General features: G+C 41.9%; 19 protein-coding genes. 6 read left to right on the top strand and 13 right to left on the bottom strand.

What is annotated here, in order from left to right:
- Positions 1-64: 64 nt before the first annotated feature.
- From A3I5_RS0102615 to A3I5_RS0102595, 5 genes are all read right to left on the bottom strand, one after another.
- Complete coding sequence (locus A3I5_RS0102615) at positions 65-1720, bottom strand: phosphoenolpyruvate carboxykinase (ATP) (RefSeq protein WP_018373070.1); 1656 nt, start codon at positions 1718-1720, stop codon at positions 65-67.
- A 928-nt stretch (positions 1721-2648) separates the two neighbouring features.
- A complete protein-coding gene (gene gloA, locus A3I5_RS0102610; protein ID WP_018373069.1) occupies positions 2649-3026 on the bottom strand; it encodes a lactoylglutathione lyase in 378 nt (125 codons plus the stop codon).
- Between the two features lie 355 nt (positions 3027-3381).
- Entirely contained in the window at positions 3382-5445 is a 2064-nt protein-coding gene (gene metG / locus A3I5_RS0102605) for a methionine--tRNA ligase (protein WP_018373068.1), read from the bottom strand.
- A 194-nt stretch (positions 5446-5639) separates the two neighbouring features.
- Positions 5640-6392, bottom strand: coding sequence for a ferredoxin reductase domain-containing protein (locus A3I5_RS0102600; protein WP_018373067.1), 753 nt, complete (start codon positions 6390-6392; stop codon positions 5640-5642).
- 96 nt (positions 6393-6488) lie between these two features.
- Complete coding sequence (locus A3I5_RS0102595) at positions 6489-7058, bottom strand: TetR/AcrR family transcriptional regulator (RefSeq protein ID WP_018373066.1); 570 nt, start codon at positions 7056-7058, stop codon at positions 6489-6491.
- Between the two features lie 255 nt (positions 7059-7313).
- Between A3I5_RS0102595 and A3I5_RS0102585 the strand changes: the two genes are divergently transcribed.
- A complete protein-coding gene (locus A3I5_RS0102585) occupies positions 7314-7949 on the top strand; it encodes a deoxynucleoside kinase (protein WP_018373064.1) in 636 nt (211 codons plus the stop codon).
- A 24-nt stretch (positions 7950-7973) separates the two neighbouring features.
- Here A3I5_RS0102585 and A3I5_RS0102580 read toward each other — a convergent pair whose 3' ends face one another.
- From A3I5_RS0102580 to A3I5_RS12045, 4 genes are read right to left on the bottom strand one after another with little or no spacing between them, the layout of a single operon-like run.
- A complete protein-coding gene (locus tag A3I5_RS0102580; RefSeq protein ID WP_018373063.1) occupies positions 7974-8624 on the bottom strand; it encodes an SdpI family protein in 651 nt (216 codons plus the stop codon).
- Complete coding sequence (locus tag A3I5_RS0102575; RefSeq protein ID WP_018373062.1) at positions 8611-8889, bottom strand: autorepressor SdpR family transcription factor; 279 nt, start codon at positions 8887-8889, stop codon at positions 8611-8613. Before A3I5_RS0102575 ends, A3I5_RS0102580 begins: the two co-directional genes overlap by 14 nt.
- On the bottom strand, positions 8886-9518 hold the full coding sequence (locus A3I5_RS0102570) for a CPBP family intramembrane glutamic endopeptidase (RefSeq protein ID WP_018373061.1): 633 nt from the start codon (positions 9516-9518) through the stop codon (positions 8886-8888). The genes A3I5_RS0102575 and A3I5_RS0102570 overlap by 4 nt, the downstream gene beginning before the upstream one ends.
- Positions 9519-9533: 15 nt before the next feature.
- Entirely contained in the window at positions 9534-9755 is a 222-nt protein-coding gene (locus tag A3I5_RS12045; RefSeq protein WP_018373060.1) for a hypothetical protein, read from the bottom strand.
- Between the two features lie 173 nt (positions 9756-9928).
- Here A3I5_RS12045 and A3I5_RS0102560 point away from each other — a divergent pair, with 173 nt between their 5' ends.
- From A3I5_RS0102560 to A3I5_RS0102545, 4 genes are all read left to right on the top strand, one after another.
- Positions 9929-10756 (top strand): exodeoxyribonuclease III, encoded by an 828-nt coding sequence (locus A3I5_RS0102560; protein WP_018373059.1) that lies wholly within the window; start codon positions 9929-9931, stop codon positions 10754-10756.
- Between the two features lie 250 nt (positions 10757-11006).
- Entirely contained in the window at positions 11007-11789 is a 783-nt protein-coding gene (locus A3I5_RS0102555; protein ID WP_018373058.1) for an AIM24 family protein, read from the top strand.
- 48 nt (positions 11790-11837) lie between these two features.
- Entirely contained in the window at positions 11838-12392 is a 555-nt protein-coding gene (locus A3I5_RS0102550) for a DUF459 domain-containing protein (protein WP_018373057.1), read from the top strand.
- A gap of 321 nt (positions 12393-12713) precedes the next feature.
- Complete coding sequence (locus A3I5_RS0102545) at positions 12714-13301, top strand: helix-turn-helix transcriptional regulator (protein WP_018373056.1); 588 nt, start codon at positions 12714-12716, stop codon at positions 13299-13301.
- A 418-nt stretch (positions 13302-13719) separates the two neighbouring features.
- On the opposite strand, the gene A3I5_RS0102540 is transcribed toward A3I5_RS0102545, so the two are convergent.
- The 3 genes from A3I5_RS0102540 to A3I5_RS0102530 all read right to left on the bottom strand — a co-directional run bounded on the left by A3I5_RS0102540 (position 13720) and on the right by A3I5_RS0102530 (position 16287).
- Positions 13720-14859, bottom strand: coding sequence for a 5-methyltetrahydropteroyltriglutamate--homocysteine S-methyltransferase (locus A3I5_RS0102540; protein ID WP_018373055.1), 1140 nt, complete (start codon positions 14857-14859; stop codon positions 13720-13722).
- A 106-nt stretch (positions 14860-14965) separates the two neighbouring features.
- Positions 14966-15703 (bottom strand): cyclase family protein, encoded by a 738-nt coding sequence (locus A3I5_RS0102535; protein WP_018373054.1) that lies wholly within the window; start codon positions 15701-15703, stop codon positions 14966-14968.
- A gap of 368 nt (positions 15704-16071) precedes the next feature.
- Positions 16072-16287: a YdbC family protein gene (locus A3I5_RS0102530; protein ID WP_018373053.1), complete on the bottom strand. Its 216-nt coding sequence runs from the start codon at positions 16285-16287 to the stop codon at positions 16072-16074.
- Positions 16288-16376: 89 nt separating this feature from the next.
- Here A3I5_RS0102530 and A3I5_RS11515 point away from each other — a divergent pair, with 89 nt between their 5' ends.
- Positions 16377-16694, top strand: coding sequence for a hypothetical protein (locus A3I5_RS11515; protein WP_018373052.1), 318 nt, complete (start codon positions 16377-16379; stop codon positions 16692-16694).
- Between the two features lie 322 nt (positions 16695-17016).
- Here A3I5_RS11515 and A3I5_RS0102520 read toward each other — a convergent pair whose 3' ends face one another.
- Entirely contained in the window at positions 17017-18303 is a 1287-nt protein-coding gene (locus tag A3I5_RS0102520; RefSeq protein WP_018373051.1) for a peptidase U32 family protein, read from the bottom strand.
- Positions 18304-18441 lie beyond the last annotated feature (138 nt).

Here is an 18441-nt window from a genome sequence, read left to right as displayed (position 1 = left end):
TCGAATCAAAAAAGGAAATGAGAAATACTCCCATTCCCTTTTAGGATTATATCTTAGCAATCTTTCACTTCTCGACTTCATCCTTAGCCAGAATATGCACCAAATCCTGCACATGCTTGATAGCATCAACTGGTAGTGGCTGGCTTGGATTGTCTTGATTGAATTGCAGAAGGAAATCCAGACGGAACTGCAGACGTTCCTTAAGAAGCTCCAAGTAGTCATTATCAAACGCTGGCACCTCATAATCTGGCATATCCACATAATCAAAACCAGTCAATGGACCAAATGGTTTGAACGTCGCCGTACCGTCCACGATACTCTCAATGAGTGCAAGGGTAGCTTCCTTGGTGACATCCTTACCAAGATAGGCTCCTGTATTGATGATGTAGCAGTCAACGCCTGATTCAAAGAGTTTTTGGAAATTGGTAAAGTCATCCACCAGCGGATAAACACGGAATGGATTGGCATAAGGTTCGATAACTAGAGAATCACGACTTTCACTCGTGTTTTCTGCTGTACTACGTTTAGTTGCTAAAGTACAGCCAAAAGTGGTCGCTAAAACTGGGTCGCTGATTTTCACCAGTGGTGGTAGGGAATCATCTTTCATGATCCAGAAAATGGCTTCGATAGGATCAGCAACCTTATCCACACGGTTCGGTGTCGCGTAGCGAGATTTCACCGTGCGCCCATTACCGTTTCGAATATCCTCTGTGATTAAGACCCTCTCTTCATTTTCATTGAGAGCGACACCACAGTTTTGAACGGTCATAAAGTATTCCTGCTCAGGGTGTCCGACAGGATAGTCGTTTGTCTTGTCAAAATAGCTGGGCTCAAGAGCTACAGATGACCCATTTTCCATGGAAATGATAAAGGCATCGTCGTGAAGCACCTGAACATCATACTTGCCATTATGCTTAGCGTGGGTCAATGTTGACTTTCCAGATCCTGAAAGGCCAAAAAAGGAAGCAACCAATGATTTATCTGGTGTTTTAAATCGTTTAAGACCACCGTGACAGGCTGCATAATTATTGCGAGCAGCCGTTCCCCAAGCAAGAGTCAATGTTCCTTTTTTAATTTCGCCGAAATAATTCATTCCCAAAATAGCTGCACAATTGTGTTGGGTGTCAAAATAAGCCAGTCCATCTGGATAGTCAGGATGTGTCCAAGTTGGGTCAAAGAAAATGTAAATATCATTTTCGTCATAAGCGACTGAATTCCGAAGGCGCTCATAATAGGTCTCGTTCAAAAATTGGAAGTTGAGCAACCATGAATACAGGTTAACTACCTCGTGCTCTGGCATAGTGATATGGGCACGCACCATGAAATCTTCGTCCAAGCCAACAACCGCACAGGCCTTTAAGAAAGGAAAGAAGCCAGACTGATAGACAGCTTCACGAACAATTGGCAAAAGCTTAGCGTCTTCCTCTGGATTTTTTCCTACAATCCGCCTAGCCTTAGCTGTTCGACCAACGACTGCACCATCATTAGTCAATATAACATGCGCATCCTTTGGCAAGCCCAAATCTGTCGCATGAGCAACTTTCTGATGCAAAACAACCGCATTTGGTGCCGAAGAAACGAGATGATAAATTTCTTCCATAGATTCAATCTCACGGACATTATTACTGTAAAATGCCGTCTGAACCGTTGCTTTTAAAGGAGAAATCAAGCCGCGCTTTTTAGAAAGCAATTCATTACTGAAACGATGATGGGTGACCATATGTTTACCTCTCTTTCTATGATAAATCCATTATACACCTTTTTATATAGAATAGAAAGCGTTTTCAGTTTTATTTGTTAAAATTTTATCAAAAATCGTGATACAAAAAGGGAGTGGGAAAGAACTCAGCAATCAAAAAAGAGTTCGTTTTCCCACCCCCGCACAGTTACGGTGGTAACACTGGTTTGTTGAAGACAAACCAGATGTTCCACCTATGCGATAGCTGTCCAAGAGTTGCGCACTACAAGATACAAAGGCCGTTAAGAAAAGCGTAGAAAAATGGCGGTAAGTCAGTCATCTATGATGACGTAGACGCACCCCCGTCAGGACGACTAGGTTTTTCACAGATGAAATCGAAGAAAAACCAGACGTCTACGACGACAAGGTAGTAAGACAGTCTACCGTGACATCTAGCTTTTTAGGCCGTGTTCAGTTTTAAGATACAAAGGCCGTTTAAAAATGCGATGGAAAATAAGGGAGTGACTGATGAGTCTGAAGACTCAAGGGAGCTCACGCATTTTACCGAACATTTTAGGCCGTGTTCAATTAGTAAGCAAACGATTGGAGACAGCGAACCGCTGATTAGGGTTTTAAAAATTGATTATCAATGTATTAGAGGCCAATCAGCAGTGGTTCATTGGCGCTAAAGCGCCTAGTGATCTGTACAGGGGTAAGACTAAGTTGGCATGGCCACGGCCAACAAGTCTTACTCCCAACCACTGCGCTGAGATGTTGACGCAAACTATGAGAGGTGTGATTGGACTTGAGCCCAGCCTCGTGAATTCCTAAAGCCTTTATTACCGAAAAGTGCTCAGTTTAAAGCACTGTTCTCGCTACTGGCCCTTCCTTTTTAAAATTTAGCCATTGGCCATCAAAATTGGCTTGACTACCGACTCAATCTAGATGAACTGCTTGTGAGTATAGCTTCTTACTTCTCACGAATGATTTCGATCTTGTAACCATCTGGATCGGTAATAAAGTAATAACTTGGATCAGTTCCCGGAAGACCTTTGAGATCCGTAACGGTGTAGCCAGCTGCGACATGCTTTGCATGAAGAGCTTCAAGGTCAGAAACGCTAATCGCGATATGTCCGTAGCCATCACCAATATCGTATGGTCCATGGTCATAGTTGTAGGTCAACTCTAATTCGTAAGAATCACCCGGCAAGGTCAAATAAACCAGGGAAAATTTGTGTTCCTCAAAGTCACGTCGACGTGACAATTCAAATCCGAGCGCTTCTTGATAAAACTTCAAAGAAGCATCCAAATCTTGGACACGGTAACAAGTATGTGCCATTTTAGCCATAAAACTATCCTCCATCTATGCGATACTTCTATTGTACTATTTTTGAAAAGGATTTCCAAAAATTTGCTATGAAAAAGGTGGGGAGAGTGGCTATGATAGCGATGCTCTCCCTCACAAAATGATAAGAATAGATTCGACTCCAAGCCACTTAAAGAAAAGTTTTTCCGCTTTACTATTTTCAGTCTCAGACAAAAAGGAGTAAGACAGCGTGATAGTCCTACTCCTTGCCTATAAAAGTGTGTAATCATTAAAAATTACGTAGAAAATGACGATAAATCAGAATGCTTCGATCTCGTCAACGCCCCGATCAAGACATATGACATTGAATGAACGGGCATAACGGATTAAAGAACGCTCATCCAATCACACTGCCGTTTGGTACGCTTGAGTCAACGGTCAACAGGGTCAGATTGGCATCATGTTCTGCTGAGAGAATCATGCCTTGACTGACGTATTTTTTCATCATTTTGCGTGGTTTGAGGTTGGCCACGATCTGAACCTTAAGACCAATCAATTCTTCAGGGTTTGGATAGAAATTGGCAATCCCTGAGAGGATTTGACGGTGTTCAGCGTCCCCAGCATCTAAGCGGAAGAGGAGAAGCTTGTCAGAGCCTTCGACTTTTTGACAATCGATCACTTCTGCCACACGGATTTCAGTTTTTTCAAACTCCTCAAACTTGATTTCAGGCTTGTTGAGGGTCAACTCTACCTCTTCTGGCGCCCATTCTTTTTCAGCAGCAGATTTACCAGCAGCCATTTGTTCCTTGATATAGGCAATTTCCTCATCCATATCAAGACGCGGGAAGATTGGTGTGCCTTTAGCCACCACGCGCACACCTTCTGGGAATTGACCGAAGGTCAAGTTCTCAATAGAAGCAATAGCTCCTAAGCCCAGCTGCTCAGTGATAGCATTCGCTGTTGTCATCATAAATGGTGCAATGAGATTTGCCACCACGCGCAAGCTTTCTGCCAAGTGAGCCATAACGCTAGCCAGATTATCTTTTTGCGCTTCATCCTTAGCGAGAACCCATGGTGCTGTCTCATCAATGTATTTGTTGGTCCGAGCAATCAGCGACCAAACGGCATCAAGGGCACGCGGATAGTCCACCAAGTCCATGTACTTGTGGTAGTCCGCAATCGCTTGACCAGCCACAGCCTGCAAATCTTCGTCAAACTCCGTGCTACCAGTTGACAAGTTTGGTACTTGACCGTCAAAGTACTTGTTAATCATGGCAACCGTGCGGTTGAGCAGATTTCCAAGGTCGTTAGCCAGTTCATAATTGATACGGCCAACATAATCCTCAGGTGTGAAAGTACCGTCAGAACCGACTGGTAAACTACGCATGAGGTAATAACGCAATGGATCCAGTCCAAAACGCTCTACCAGCATTTCAGGGTAGACGACATTGCCTTTAGACTTGGACATCTTGCCATCTTGCATAACAAACCAACCGTGGGCAATGAGACGATTTGGTAGGGGAAGATCAAGTGCCATCAGGATAATTGGCCAGTAAATGGAGTGGAAACGCAGAATATCCTTTGCAACCATGTGGTTAACAGAACTAGCAATCTTGAAATCCCAGACCTTTCCTGATTCGTCTGTCCACGATTTTACCTCTGTCTGACCTGTCCAAAACTTTTCAAATTTAGTGGTGTCTCCTTGACCATACCCCAGCGCTGTTGCATAGTTTAAGAGGGCATCAATCCAGACATAAACCACATGTTTAGGATTAGATTTAATCGGCACACCCCAAGTGAAAGTAGTACGAGATACTGCCAAGTCTTCCAAGCCCGGCTCGATGAAATTCTTAATCATTTCATTCATGCGGCTACTTGGGGAGATAAAGTCTGGATACGCCTTGAAGAACGCTTCTAAATGTTTTTGGTACTTGCTGAGTTTGAAGAAATATGACTCCTCAGAAACCAGCTCGACTTGATGCCCAGACGGTGCAATTCCACCTATCACTTCACCATTTTCATCACGGAAGACTTCTGTCAATTGGCTTTCAGTGAAAAATTCCTCATCTGATACAGAGTACCAGCCTGAATACTCACCCAAGTAAATGTCGCCCTGCGCCAGCAATTTTTCAAAAACATCTGCAACTACGCTCTCATGGTAATCATCTGTCGTGCGGATAAACTTATCATAAGAAATATCCAGTTTTTTCCAAAGTTCCTTGACACCAACCGCCATGCCATCAACATAAGCCTGCGGAGTCATACCTGCCTCTTCAGCTTTGGTCTGGATTTTTTGACCATGCTCGTCCAGACCTGTCAAATAAAATGTGTCATAACCCATGAGACGCTTGTAACGCGCCAAAACATCACAGGCAATCGTCGTGGTGGCGTTTCCGATATGCAGCTTCCCAGATGGGTAGTAAATTGGTGTGGTAATGTAAAATGATTTCTTTTCTGTCATACTGACTCCTTTCGCGCAAATGAGACGCGTTGATAGTAACAGCCTATTATACCACATTTTAAGCAGAAAAGACTACAGCATGCTGTGGATTTTGAGAAGATGACTTGTTTCGTAGCCCCTGTTGCAATAACACGAAAGATTGTGGGGTAAGGGCGTTTTTTGAAGCAGTTAAATCTTTCTTAGGTGGTAAGCCATTATGGCAACCCTCTAAAACTATCCGATTTAATCTTTTGACTGTCAATTCCCTTGTCTTTAAGAAAGGTCTTCATCGCCTCTACATCATCAGGTTGCCCAGCTAAAAGATAGGTGGCTTTATTGCCATATTGATTGATTGCGTTTTTTAAGGTTTCTTGGCTTTGAACAAGACTATCGCTGGTTTCATAAGTAAAGTCAACTTCTTGCTTTGCCAGCTCTGCCATTTCCTGATCGAATACCGTCACTCCCTTGTCTAAATGATTGAGAACAATGGGAAGTTTACCAGTCCATTCTTTGATGACAGGGCGAATCGCTGCAATCCCCACATCAGAGGCAAAGCAAACAAGAGGTTCTTTGTTATCTGCAATGGATAAATGCGAACCCAACCAACTCATCTCGACTTTACTGCCTGCTGATAAACTAGTTAAAGTTTCCTTGTAGAGACTACCGCTATTGTGTGTTAAAATGAGGATTTCATTCTCATCAGGGGTAGAAGCAATGGTCAGGAAGCGACTGTTTTGCTTACTATCTTTGACATCAGGTAATGCAAACTGAGCATAAGAGCCAGCTTCCCATGTCATATTGTCAGGTTTTTCCAGATGAAGCAGATAAAGATCTTCACTCGAATTTTCAATAGATTTCACCGACAAAGTTTGACTACGACCAAGATAGGCAACCACACCCCAAGTGATTAGAGCAAACACTCCAAGGACAACTGCAATTATTAGGAACATTTTTTTACCTCTTTTCATTTTTTACTCCTTTATGACACTAAAGTATTGTTTATTTTTGAATGAACAATACAAAATATTCATTCATTTTTCTTAAAAAATAAAGAAGTGGATTCTTTATTTAAAAATACCTTTTACAAAATTTGTAGCCAGCGTTTCAATGGTTCTGCTCACATCTGGAAAATCACTCTCCGTGATGTGCATATCCATATAGTAAAACAACTGATAGACCTGCAAAATTTCTTGGACTTTTTCTTGCGAAAAACCCTCAGCCAAGAGACGTCGCGTAAAATTGTCTATCAAAAATTGATGAAAAAGATTTTCATTCCTCCCCTTTTCAGATGCAAAATAGCTGTGCACATAATCCGAAATAGCTGGATTATACCATTCTAATAATATTTTATTAGAGGAAATCTTCTTCCTAGACCAAGCAAAGAGTTGAGTGACCAAATCAACAGCCTCTGCCTCCCAATCAAGACCGTCCATCATCTCCTGCCGAATGCGATTGTTTTCTGCAATATAGACATCTAGAAAAATGTCTTCCTTGCTGTCGTAGTAATTGTAAAAAGACCCCACTGCCACACCGGCCTGCTTGGCAATTTCAGAAATTCCTGTCGCCTTATAGCCTTTTTGTGAAAAAACCTGATAGGCAGCCGTTTTTAAGGCTTGTTTCTTTTCTTCAACCATGATAAATCTCCTTTCTTCAAATAGTGAATGAATAATTATTTTTGTTCATTCACATTATAGACCTTCTTTTTCGTTCTGTCAAGAAAAAATAGATTTCTCTCAAAAAAATTCTTTTTGGCTAAAAATTTTTCAGGAAAAACATCCTTGCCAAAAACTATATTTGGTGTTACAATCATATAGGTTGTACAAGATATTGTATAAATAGAGCCTTTAAGCTCAAATGATTAGAAAATGATTTGGAGGTGTATCACTATCGTGATTATACTAGCAGGGATGATTGGTGTAGGAAAAACAACCTATACATCTCGTTTGGCAGAAGCCTTGGGGACGCAAGCCTTCTTTGAACCCGTGGATAACAATCCTATTTTGGACAAATACTACCATGACCCAGACAAATACGGCTTTGCTTTGCAGATTTATTTCTTGAACAAACGTTTCAAGTCCATCAAACAGGCGTATCTAGAAAATGATAATGTACTGGATCGTTCTATCTACGAGGATGCCCTCTTCACCTATATCAACACCTTACAGGGTAATATCAGTCAGGAAGAATACAACCTCTACTTAGAGCTCTTGGACAACATGATGGAAGAAATTGATGGCCTGCCAAAGAAAGCTCCAGACCTTCTTGTTTATCTCAACGGCAGCTTCGATCACATCTTGAACAATATTGAAAAACGTGGTCGTTCTTACGAGCTGCCAACCGAAGAAAATGGTCTAGAAGACTACTACCGTCTGCTACATAGCCATTACCAAGAATGGTACGATAACTACAACTATAGCCCTAAAATGGTCATCAATACCGAACAATTTGACATCCACAAGGAAGATGATTGGAACACTGTTTTCAAACAGATTACAGACAAATTAGCTAGTCTACGTCAAAACTAGGTGAAACTAGCAGAAAACCCAACATTACGGTGTCGGGTTTTGTTTTTTGTATAGAAGATAAGAATAAATAAGCGGGGCAATGACCATGACGCTAAAGGTCGGAATAAGGACATAGGGGAGCGCCAATTGAAGCAAAACATCTATCAACATCATCAAACCACCAATAACCCAGACCTTTCCCGCAAATCGATGGGTTTTAGACCAATTTTCTTCATTATCCAAAGTCCATGGGAGTTTTATTCCCATGGCATAATTTTGCTTCATTTTTGGTAGATAATTTCCTAGGACAATGAACAGAAGAGCAATAACTACTCCAATCCCAATGGTTAATTGTTTAGAACCAATGACCTTCATAGCTGAGAAAATGGTGGCGATTTGAATTGGTATCATGATGGCAGGTACTAGCCAATAGATGAGAACTTTCCCTTTCGCACCGATATTTTGAGATTTAGGGCTTATACTGGTCACGATAACGGAAAAAATATGAACTCCCATCATCAATATGGGTAGAAAGAAGATAGCTTCCAACTTACCAGAATAGCCATCTGCCTGACCGGAAAGATTAAAGTGAGTTGGGATTTTGGCTGGTAACTCTTTCCAGTAAAAGAGACCGACAAGGATTGGTAACAAGCAGAGTATAGAGGTGAAAGCTAGTAATTTTTTATTGATTTTCATGGGAATCTCCTTTCAAGTCCGTCAACCACACCATGAGGTCTTCTAGGACAGATGTACTCAATTCATAATAGATATAATTTTTCTCACGACTTTCCACCACCAAGTCTGCTTTTTTGAGAATTTTGAGGTGATAGGAAATCGTAGCACCTGTCATGTCAAACTGGGCACCTATATCACCAGCAGACAAGCGACCTTTTTTCAGTAAATTTAAAATATCACGCCTGACAGGGTCCGATAGGGCTTTAAAGGTTGCTGCAAAGGTCATGAATGATTTCTCCTTTCCTTATAGATGAACGTCAGCGCAAGGATGGCTAAGGGAATCACTCCCAGTAAACCAACTGGACTTGGGCCAAACAGGAAATTGGCAGGATCGGCTTTAGAGGATAGAAAAATCTGACCAAAGGTTGCTGCTGCATTAACAGAACCATGCGCCAAAGCCACTATCCAAATACTTTTACTTGCATCAAGCCAATGACGAAAAATAATCTGTAAAACAAAACAGGCCAGAATCATTGCAAGAAGGTTGCTCACTGGAAACCCCCACGTCTTTAAACCATAGTTGTGTCCCATGAGCAGAATAGGCACGTGCCACACACCCCAAATCAAACCCGTCACGAGGTCTGCCTTTCTTTGCCCAAATTCTTTTTTTAAAAGAGGATAGAGGAAACCTCTCCACCCCAGTTCTTCTCCTAAGGCGAGAAAACCATTGATAACAGGAGCAAAGGTAAAGAGTGAAAATAGGGTCAATAGTGTCAGAATTTGGATAGATGGCAAATTTACCCCGTTTCCAGCAAGTTGACGCAGACTAGATAAGGTTATGTCAAAGTCTCCTGAAAAGACTAAAAAATACAGAGCCATCCCCAGAATGATGAGTAATGGTAATCCGAACCACATCGTCACATAGGTTTTCTAATGATTTTTCAAACCGAGTCTGAAGGAATAGACCCACGACATCTTATACTGCTTTTGAGTGATAATCGCACCCAAAGCTGGTGACCACATAGCAATTCCTGTCATGATGAGGTACATCACTTGGTTCTGATACCAGCCAGATAACCACAAAATGGCCCAGATTAACCAAGAGGTGACAAACGTCAGTAGCAAAAAGAGAGTTAGCGGTTTCTTCCTCATAGGATCATCTCTTTCTATTTAGAATTTCATCTAAATAGATTATATTCTTCTTTCGATTTATTGTCAAGAACTATTTAGATGTTTTTCTAAATAGTTCTCTAAAATCTCCACATTCGCATAAGTACCTGATTTTTGGTAAAATGGGAGGGATTAAACGTAGAAAAGGATTCCACATGAAACTGATTTCTTGGAACATTGATTCCCTAAACGCTGCCTTGACCAGTACATCACCACGCGCTTTGTTGTCACAAGCAGTGCTCGATACTCTAGCACTCCACGATGCTGATATCATCGCTATTCAGGAGACCAAGCTCTCTGCGACTGGTCCAAGCAAAAAACACTTGGAAATTCTGTCTGAGCGTTTTCCAGCTTATGATATCGCTTGGCGTTCTTCTGTCGAGCCAGCCCGCAAAGGCTATGCTGGAACCATGTTTCTCTACAAAAAAGAACTGACCCCCGTCATTACCTATCCTGAAATTGGTGCACCGACAACTATGGATGTTGAGGGGCGGATCATCACACTGGAATTTGACAATTGCTTCGTAACACAGGTCTATACTCCAAATGCTGGAGATGGCCTTCGCCGTCTCGCTGAGCGTCAAATTTGGGATGAGAAGTATGCTGATTACCTAGCTGAACTAGATGCTGTCAAGCCCGTTCTTGCTACAGGTGACTTTAACGTTGCCCACAAGGAAATTGATCTGGCTCATCCTTCTAGCAACCGCCAATCACCAGGTTTCACTGATGAAGAGCGCCTTGGCTTTTCCAACCTCTTAGCAAAAGGTTTTGTTGACACCTTCCGTTACCTTCATGGTGACGTTCTTAACGCCTACACCTGGTGGGCACAGCGTAGCAAGACCAGCAAAATTAACAATTCTGGCTGGAGAATCGATTATTGGTTGACCAGCGCTCGCATTGCCAAAGCTATTAAACGCTCTGAAATGATTGACTCAGGAACTCGTCAAGACCATGCCCCAATTCTTCTGGAAATTGATTTATAAGGGCAGAAAAACCGCATTCTCAGTCGCCATACCAAATAGCTGAAGAAAATAATGTTTTCAGAAAATGAACTGACATCAAAATCGGCTATTTTCTTGAAATAAATAAAAATATTAAAAAATGCGTGTATCAGGAAAAAATTACACGCATTTTCTTTATACATACGGTGCGCACAACTCTAGTTTTTGATGGTTTTACAGATACTTTTTCGCTATAATTAAAGATAATGATAATCAAATGAGGGAGCAACTCATGACCTATACTATTAAAAATTTTTTGGATAATGATGATATTCGTGTTATTGACGAGAAAGGACCTTTTCAAGTCATTGAGTACACACGCAATCTTTCAATTTCTCCCAACGAAGCCATGTCAGCTTATTTCCAAGCTCAGATGCATGTCCGTCGCCGCCAGCTCGTTTGTACCATTGGTCACCACAGTGTGACAACCCAGCGTGGCGCTATGCAATGGACCGTCGGCAGCGTCAATGCTACAACAGGCATTAAGGGTGCAGGCGATTTGCTCAAGAAAACCTTCCGCGGTGTAGCGACTGGTGAAAGTGCCATCAAGCCGGAATATAAAGGCAATGGTCAGTTGATTTTAGAACCAACCTACAAACATATTTTACTTCTTGACCTTGATGACTGGGGCAATAATATCCTAGTCGAAGATGGACTCTATCTGGCCAGCGATAGCGAAGTAAAACACCAGGCTGTCGCTAAGAAAACGCTCTCCTCTATGACCATGGGTAATGAAGGCCTCTTCAATCTTGGCCTTAAAGGCAGCGGTGTGGTTGCTCTAGAATCCAGCGTACCATTTGAAGAGTTGATTCAGATTGAACTTAACAATGACGAGCTCAGAATTGATGGTTCTATGGCTATAGCTTGGTCTGCAAGTCTTCATTTCACAGTGGAGCGTAGCGGAAAATCATTGATTGGATCAGCTGCTTCTGGTGATGGCTTGGTCAATGTCTACCGTGGTACAGGCACAGTATTGCTTGCACCTATGACCCAAGATTATTCTCCTCTGGTTTAGCACATGAAAAAACAGCAAATTCGGCTTCATCTAACAGGAGACAGTCTGATGGCTAGACACGAAGGTTGTGACCAACCCATGGTGAATGACTGCCTAAATCAGCTAGCTAATTTTCCTCTAGAAATCATCAACACGGCTGTTTCAGGTCATAACACTGCTGATCTTCTGGCTCGGCTTGATCAGGAAATTCTCTCGCAAGCTCAAGTAGATTTCATCTGTATCCTGATCGGTACCAACGATCTGGCCAGCCATAAGCAAATCCATCTGCCTACTTTTGAAGCCAATCTCAAGCAGATCATCAAAAAGCTGGCTCGAATCTATGAGCCTAAGCAAATCACTCTTATTTCACCACCGCCCGTTGACGAAAGCAAACAACGGCACCGAACCAATCGGCGTATCCGAGAATACAGTACTTGCATGAAACAGATAGCTTTTCAAGAAAATTGCCGCTTTATCGATCTCTACAAAACTTTTACAGAAAATCCAAAACCAACAGAAGAGCTGCTCATTGGCAGCCTCAACGATGGCTTGCATTTTGGAAAAGCAGGCTATGAACTCTTGGCTCAAACAATTTTAGAAGCATTAGGCTCATTCGGAAATTGAAAATGTTTCAAAAGTCAGTCTTCTCCACTATCTAAGAGAGGTGATTGTAACAGCAATTTGAGAATTTAAAATGACTTTTCAACAAGTTTCTGGATAGGCCTATTAAAAGGTTGACACTCCTGTCAATCTTTTTGTTTATCATTCGTAAGGTCTGAAAATCCCTGTCAAATCAGGGATGTCAAAAAGTTTTGATAGACAGTTTCTCTCCTTTTGCTTATACTAAAATCAGAAAAAAGTCGTTAGTAGTGTCAAGCCACTCACTTGTCACTACTAATACGCCAACTTAAGAGTTACAAGGTAAAACTAGCGAAAGGACACTTTATGAAACTCGGTTATAATATTCAAAAACACCGTCAACAGCTTAACTTGTCTCAGGAGGAACTGGCTGAGCAGATTTTTGTTAGCAGACAAACGATCTCCAATTGGGAGAACGGCAAAAATACTCCTGATATCCAGAGTCTCCTCCTTCTCAGCAAGCTTTTTCAGATCAGCATTGAAAATCTGGTAGACGGAGATGTCCAAACTATGCAGATCCTGATAAATCAGAAAGAGCAGGAAGAGTTTGAGCGCGATAGCAAAATCATGACACTCCTCATGTTCCTTCTTCCCATACTAAGCTTCCCGATCTTTTATTTCCTAGAGTGGTGGGGAGTGGCAATCTTCGTCGTCCTCTGGGGCACCTGTCTTTACTATGCTAACCGTGTCGAAAAGGTAAAAAAAGCTTACGATTCCCAGACTTATAAAGAACTAGTCGCACTTTCTCTTGGACAGCCTTTAAGTGAAATCGAAAAAATTGAAGAGAAAGCCAAATATCCTTACCAAAAGGCTTGGATTGTCGTTGCCTTTGTTGTCTTCTCTGCTATCTTATCCACTCTGATTGTCTGGCTAACGCTCGCCCTGTTTAGCTAAACCTCTGGCAGCACTTACGCTACAGCGTAAAAGGTAAAAAATCATTTTTGTGGTAACAAAAATTTGAACAAAATCACCTCAACTTGCAATTTGTAACACTTAAAACTTAGTCGTAGTAGCAAATTGGTTTAAGATAACAACATTGTTTTAACGAAATCACAATTTTTATCCTCCCCCCTTTCACCCAAGCCATTTCTTTATTTTCCTGTGTATTTTTGACGCTCTCATGCTTAGTAAACGGTTTAAAAACTGCATGGGAGTGGGAAAACGAACTCTTTTTTGAGTGCTTGAGTTCTTTCCCCACTCCCATGCAGTTTTACTGTTTTTAGCGTTTTTGGGCTAGTTTCTTCTAAGAAGAGATGACACTTTTTGTAATTTGTCAGTTCTCTTTGCTTTTTTGGGATCTAGTCTTAGCCGATTACTCTCCCCAAACTTCTGCGGCGATTTCTTGGATCAATCTGAGCTTGGCCCATTGTTGGTCTTCGGTTAGGATGTTGCCTTCCTCTGTTGAGGCAAAGCCACATTGTGGGCTGAGACAGAGGTCTTCTAAAGGCACAATTTGCGCTGCCTCGCGAATGCGGGTAATGATAGCTTCCTTATTTTCTAACTCACCTGATTTAGACGTAAGAAGACCAAGGACAACTTTTTTACCAGGTGTTAATTCTTTCAGTGGTGTGAAATCCCCAGCACGATCAGTGTCATACTCCAAGTAGTAACCATCAACTTTTTCCTCACCCAAGAGCTCCTTAGCAATCGGACCATAACCGCCAGATGCTGCCCATGTTGAATGGAAATTCCCACGGCAAATATGACTCGTAACTGTCACATTTTCAGGAATTGCTTCGTAAAATGCATTGTTCAAGGTCAAGAATTTATGAGCCAGATCAGCACGTACTTCTTCTTTGGTTTGGCGATCACCTGCCCAAGCCGTTAGAAAATTATCATCCACCAAAGTTCCCCAAGTACAATCGTCAACCTGAATAGCACGAAGTCCTTTATCATACAAATCACTAAGGACTTGCAGATAGGCTTTTTTGATGTCCTCCACGACCTCTTCAAAGGTTGGGTAAAATGCTGCCAGATTAGCCACATGTTCAGCGTCACGAATCAATTCAAAATATAACTGCGCAGGCGCAGGAATAGTCAAACGAGCGACCCCACCTTTTTCACCAACGACCTGACGCAAGAAGGCATAGTGATTCACAAAGGGATGATTTTTACCAGAAATTTTAGCAGAGAGTATCGCTGAGTCAGCTTTGGTCGTCTCATCATGAAAATGATAGCCTTCGGCCGCTTGGACATGCTCGACACCGTTCAATCCCCAGAAAAAATCCAAATGCCAATAAGCACGGCGGAACTCCCCATCAGTGATATTATCAAGGCCTAGTTCTTGTTGCTTAGCAACTAAGTCACGGATCGCTTGATCCTCAATCGCTGTCAACTGCGCTTGGTCAATATCACCTCTGGCAAATTGCTCACGCGCATCAATCAAATATTGCGGGCGTAAGAATGAACCGACATGGTCTACACGAAAAGGTGCACTTGCTGTTGTTGTCATAGCTATCTCCTCAGACTTTCATTTTCATTTTTCCCTTATTTTAGCAGATGATAGTATTGCTGTAAAATATAACTTTTCTATCTCAATCTATAGGTGAAAACTATATCTACGGTAGAATAGCAACAGCTCGCACTGGTGAACCTGTCGCCTTTTCCCAGTGAGGAAATGCAATAGAAATAAGGCTTCCTGTGGCAGGCACCTGATCCAGATTGGCCATAACCTCAATCTGAAAAATATCTTGAGATAATAAATAATACTCCTCATGAAGGAAACCACCGCTGTTAAACATAGCTAGACCTGAGTCTGTGTCGAGAGTCTCATGACCTAGCCCCTTAACCTGACGCTCATGAATAAGAAATTCCAGAGCTTCGTGACTCCATCCTGGGCTACGTTGAGCGCCACGCGCGTCTACATTAGTCATCGCTTCCTGACTTGGCCAACGCTTGTGCCAGTCACTGCGAAAAGCGACAAAACTACCAACGGGAATCTGACCATGTTCAGCTTCAAAATCCAGAATATCCTGCCGAGTCAATTCATAGTCTGGATTCTCAGCCACAGCTACACTCTTGTCAATCACATAAAGAGGCAAAATAAAGTCTTTTAGGTCAAACTCATCTAACCAACGCCCACCCTCAACAAAGTGAATAGGCGCATCAATATGAGTTCCATACTGAGTCACTACAGAAAACTGTTGCACATGAAACCCATCTGCTAGTGTGAAAATATCCTTTTTCTCCAAAGCAGGCAAAGCTGGAAAGCGCGGGATCGTCTCAGTGATTTGATGCGTCAAATCCACCCACTTCTTAGCTTGCAAACTCTGATAAATACTGTATAGATCAATCATAATAACCCTCCTGAACGTTAAAGTAAAACAACCAGATCAACCCATAGAATCCGTATTTCTATACAAATAGCTGAATCTTTCTGATTTTAACCTTAATATACCAAATCTTATTCTATCTTGCCAATATAAAAAACCTATCGTTCTGATAGGTCCAAACTATCTATTCGCCTTGTTCAAAAACTAGGAACCGGTACTCACAGATAAGATACTTTGGTACAGGAGTATGTTTTCGATCATTGAGACAGTTTTTGAAGAAATACTGACTATCCGCTGATGATGTTAAATCATTTTCTTTTCAAATTATCAGCCTCATTTTTCAAATGGCAACTGCAATGAACTCTCCTGTCCGTTTCGTTTGTCAAACAAGGTTATTCGTTTTTAAAAGCCTCAACGAGAACACGAAATTCTTCATTGGACAGGGTGATGCCTTTTCCCATCTTACTGTGATCAGGGCTCCAACTACGAATGTCATACTTGGCTTCTGCTCCATTAAAGCTAACGCGATTGAGTTCCTTGGTCCAACCTTTCTCATTTTCAGACAAGACCAGTAGTTTTTCGACAATTTCAAATGTAAATTCTGCCATATTATCCTCCTAACAGACTATTCGTAAACGCTTGTGCTTTTTTGAAAAATTTTATATGATTATTGTATCAATACTTTGGAGTTTTTACTATGAAAAAGATTTTTTCAGATCTCCTTTTGCTCCTAAAACACTATCTAAATGGTTCTGAGCAAAAGCATTCTACTGAAAAAAATACTGTTAATCCCGATATTTTAACAACCATCAATCAAGCTCTCACCAGCAAATCTGCTGTTCATGTCATCTATGGCAGCAAAAATTTCACGGGTCACATCCTTCGCCTTGACAAGGACAAATCCCAACTCTTTCTGGAGAATTTTAAGGGGTCGATCACTATGATTATTGATCTTCAGGAAATCAAGCGAATCTCCATTCTACCGCCAAGCTTGCAAAGAATTGTGGAAACCTAGGGAAAGCTGTTGAATGGTAACTAGGTACGAGCACTGTTTTTTCAAAACAAGAAATAATACTCCCACCAGTTATTGATTTTCACGAACGCTAAAAAGCGGACGACAGCTCCTCTTTGAATGATCAAAGGGAAGTTACTCGTCCGCTTTTTATTTTTGACATTTCGTCTGTGATTACATTTTGGCAACTTCACCTATCTGACAGTGTTTACACTTTTAATGAGGCTGTTGTGCTAGTTCTACAGACATTTTCGAAAACGTGTCGTTGAGCAGCTAACAAAACGTCTGGCAGACTATTTTAAAGTGGAGTAACTCTATTACACTGTTAAGCACGAACAGTCATACTCGCGCCGTCTTCCTTGTATAGATTGATAAGCCCTGACTTGCAGGCACGAACCATATCTCCTGCGTAGACTTTCTCAGGCACTGTAATGGTCAAGAGCTCCATAGGATTTGGTGCGCGATCAATCTTGTCTCCATCAGCTGTGTGTAAATCTTGGATGGTCGTTTCAAAATGACGGAAGCCAGGACCATAGAACTCAATCTGATCTCCTTCATGAAGAACATTGCGTTGGCGAATAGTCGCGGTCATGGTAGCCTCATCGAAAGATACAACTTCAGCCACAAACTTGTATTCAGGAATTTTCCGTCGAGCACCGAAAAGTTGTTCGTTTTCTGTTGGTGTGTTGTAGTAAAATCCAGTCGCCAATTCACGCTGAGCTACTTTCCAAAGCTCATCAATCAAGTCTTGTTTGATAGCTTCAAATTTAGCAGGACTTTCCAGATAGGCATCCACCGCAGCCTTGTAACAGTTCGTTACTGTAGAAACATAGTGAATGGACTTCATACGTCCTTCAATTTTGAGACTATCCACACCATTTTCAATCAAGTCAGGGATATTTTCAATCATACACATATCAACAGAAGACATAGAGTACTCTTCAGGAATTTCACCTTTAAGACTACGGCGCTCTTGTCCAAATGGCATTTCATAAAGGTCGTACTTCCAGCGGCAAGACTGAGAGCAGCCGCCACGGTTGGCATCACGATGGCTCATGTGATTTGAGAGAACACAGCGTCCTGAGTAGGAAATACACATAGCTCCATGAACAAAAGCCTCAATCTCAACATTGGTTCGTTTGCGTATTTCAGCCACTTCAGCCATTGTCACTTCGCGAGCTAAGACCACGCGCGTCAGGCCTAATTCCTTCCAAAATTCAAAGGTTTCATAGTTAGTGGCTGATGCCTGCGTTGACAGGTGAATCTCAAGACCTGGTGCATCTGTTGAAGCAATCATGATAAGAGCGGGGTCAGACACGATAACAGCATCAATCTCCATATCACGAAGCTCTCTAAACCACTCCCCTGCTCCTGCTTCATTCCCTTCATGGGTAATCATGTTAGCAGCTACATAAACCTTAGCGCCACGTGCATGGGCATAGGCAATTCCTTCTCGCATCTGATCAGGTGTAAAATTTCCCGCACGGCTTCGAAGACCATAAGCTTGACCACCGATAAAGACCGCATCAGCTCCATAGTCTACAGCCACTTTTAATTTTTCTAAGGTCCCAGCAGGTGAGAGAACCTCAGGGCGTTTCAATGTTTTTGTCATTATAGCAATTCTCCTATTTGGAAGTGAGCAAAATCGATTTTTGCCCTACTCCGTACAGCTGGCGAAGTCTTTTCCGACTTATACTAAGGTCAGTGAGAGACTCGACAACCACCGTATCATTCTCATTTTTCTGGAATC

This window comes from Streptococcus merionis DSM 19192 (genome assembly GCF_000380085.1).
GTDB classification, from domain to species: Bacteria; Bacillota; Bacilli; order Lactobacillales; family Streptococcaceae; genus Streptococcus; species Streptococcus merionis.
This window is presented reverse-complemented; position numbering and strand designations above follow the sequence as displayed.

What these genes read in the sequence shown, in the direction of transcription:
- A3I5_RS0102555 (WP_018373058.1), top strand. Translation starts at nt 11,007, where the DNA reads ATGACCTATACTATTAAAAATTTTTTGGATAATGATGATATTCGTGTT.
- A3I5_RS0102545 (WP_018373056.1), top strand. Translation starts at nt 12,714, where the DNA reads ATGAAACTCGGTTATAATATTCAAAAACACCGTCAACAGCTTAACTTG.
- A3I5_RS0102540 (WP_018373055.1), bottom strand. Translation starts at nt 14,859, where the DNA reads ATGACAACAACAGCAAGTGCACCTTTTCGTGTAGACCATGTCGGTTCA.
- A3I5_RS12045 (WP_018373060.1), bottom strand. Translation starts at nt 9,755, where the DNA reads ATGAGGAAGAAACCGCTAACTCTCTTTTTGCTACTGACGTTTGTCACC.
- A3I5_RS0102560 (WP_018373059.1), top strand. Translation starts at nt 9,929, where the DNA reads ATGAAACTGATTTCTTGGAACATTGATTCCCTAAACGCTGCCTTGACC.
- A3I5_RS0102575 (WP_018373062.1), bottom strand. Translation starts at nt 8,889, where the DNA reads ATGACCTTTGCAGCAACCTTTAAAGCCCTATCGGACCCTGTCAGGCGT.
- A3I5_RS0102550 (WP_018373057.1), top strand. Translation starts at nt 11,838, where the DNA reads ATGGCTAGACACGAAGGTTGTGACCAACCCATGGTGAATGACTGCCTA.
- A3I5_RS0102595 (WP_018373066.1), bottom strand. Translation starts at nt 7,058, where the DNA reads ATGGTTGAAGAAAAGAAACAAGCCTTAAAAACGGCTGCCTATCAGGTT.
- A3I5_RS0102570 (WP_018373061.1), bottom strand. Translation starts at nt 9,518, where the DNA reads ATGTGGTTCGGATTACCATTACTCATCATTCTGGGGATGGCTCTGTAT.
- A3I5_RS11515 (WP_018373052.1), top strand. Translation starts at nt 16,377, where the DNA reads ATGAAAAAGATTTTTTCAGATCTCCTTTTGCTCCTAAAACACTATCTA.
- A3I5_RS0102615 (WP_018373070.1), bottom strand. Translation starts at nt 1,720, where the DNA reads ATGGTCACCCATCATCGTTTCAGTAATGAATTGCTTTCTAAAAAGCGC.
- A3I5_RS0102600 (WP_018373067.1), bottom strand. Translation starts at nt 6,392, where the DNA reads ATGAAAAGAGGTAAAAAAATGTTCCTAATAATTGCAGTTGTCCTTGGA.
- A3I5_RS0102520 (WP_018373051.1), bottom strand. Translation starts at nt 18,303, where the DNA reads ATGACAAAAACATTGAAACGCCCTGAGGTTCTCTCACCTGCTGGGACC.
- metG (WP_018373068.1), bottom strand. Translation starts at nt 5,445, where the DNA reads ATGACAGAAAAGAAATCATTTTACATTACCACACCAATTTACTACCCA.
- gloA (WP_018373069.1), bottom strand. Translation starts at nt 3,026, where the DNA reads ATGGCTAAAATGGCACATACTTGTTACCGTGTCCAAGATTTGGATGCT.
- A3I5_RS0102535 (WP_018373054.1), bottom strand. Translation starts at nt 15,703, where the DNA reads ATGATTGATCTATACAGTATTTATCAGAGTTTGCAAGCTAAGAAGTGG.
- A3I5_RS0102530 (WP_018373053.1), bottom strand. Translation starts at nt 16,287, where the DNA reads ATGGCAGAATTTACATTTGAAATTGTCGAAAAACTACTGGTCTTGTCT.
- A3I5_RS0102580 (WP_018373063.1), bottom strand. Translation starts at nt 8,624, where the DNA reads ATGAAAATCAATAAAAAATTACTAGCTTTCACCTCTATACTCTGCTTG.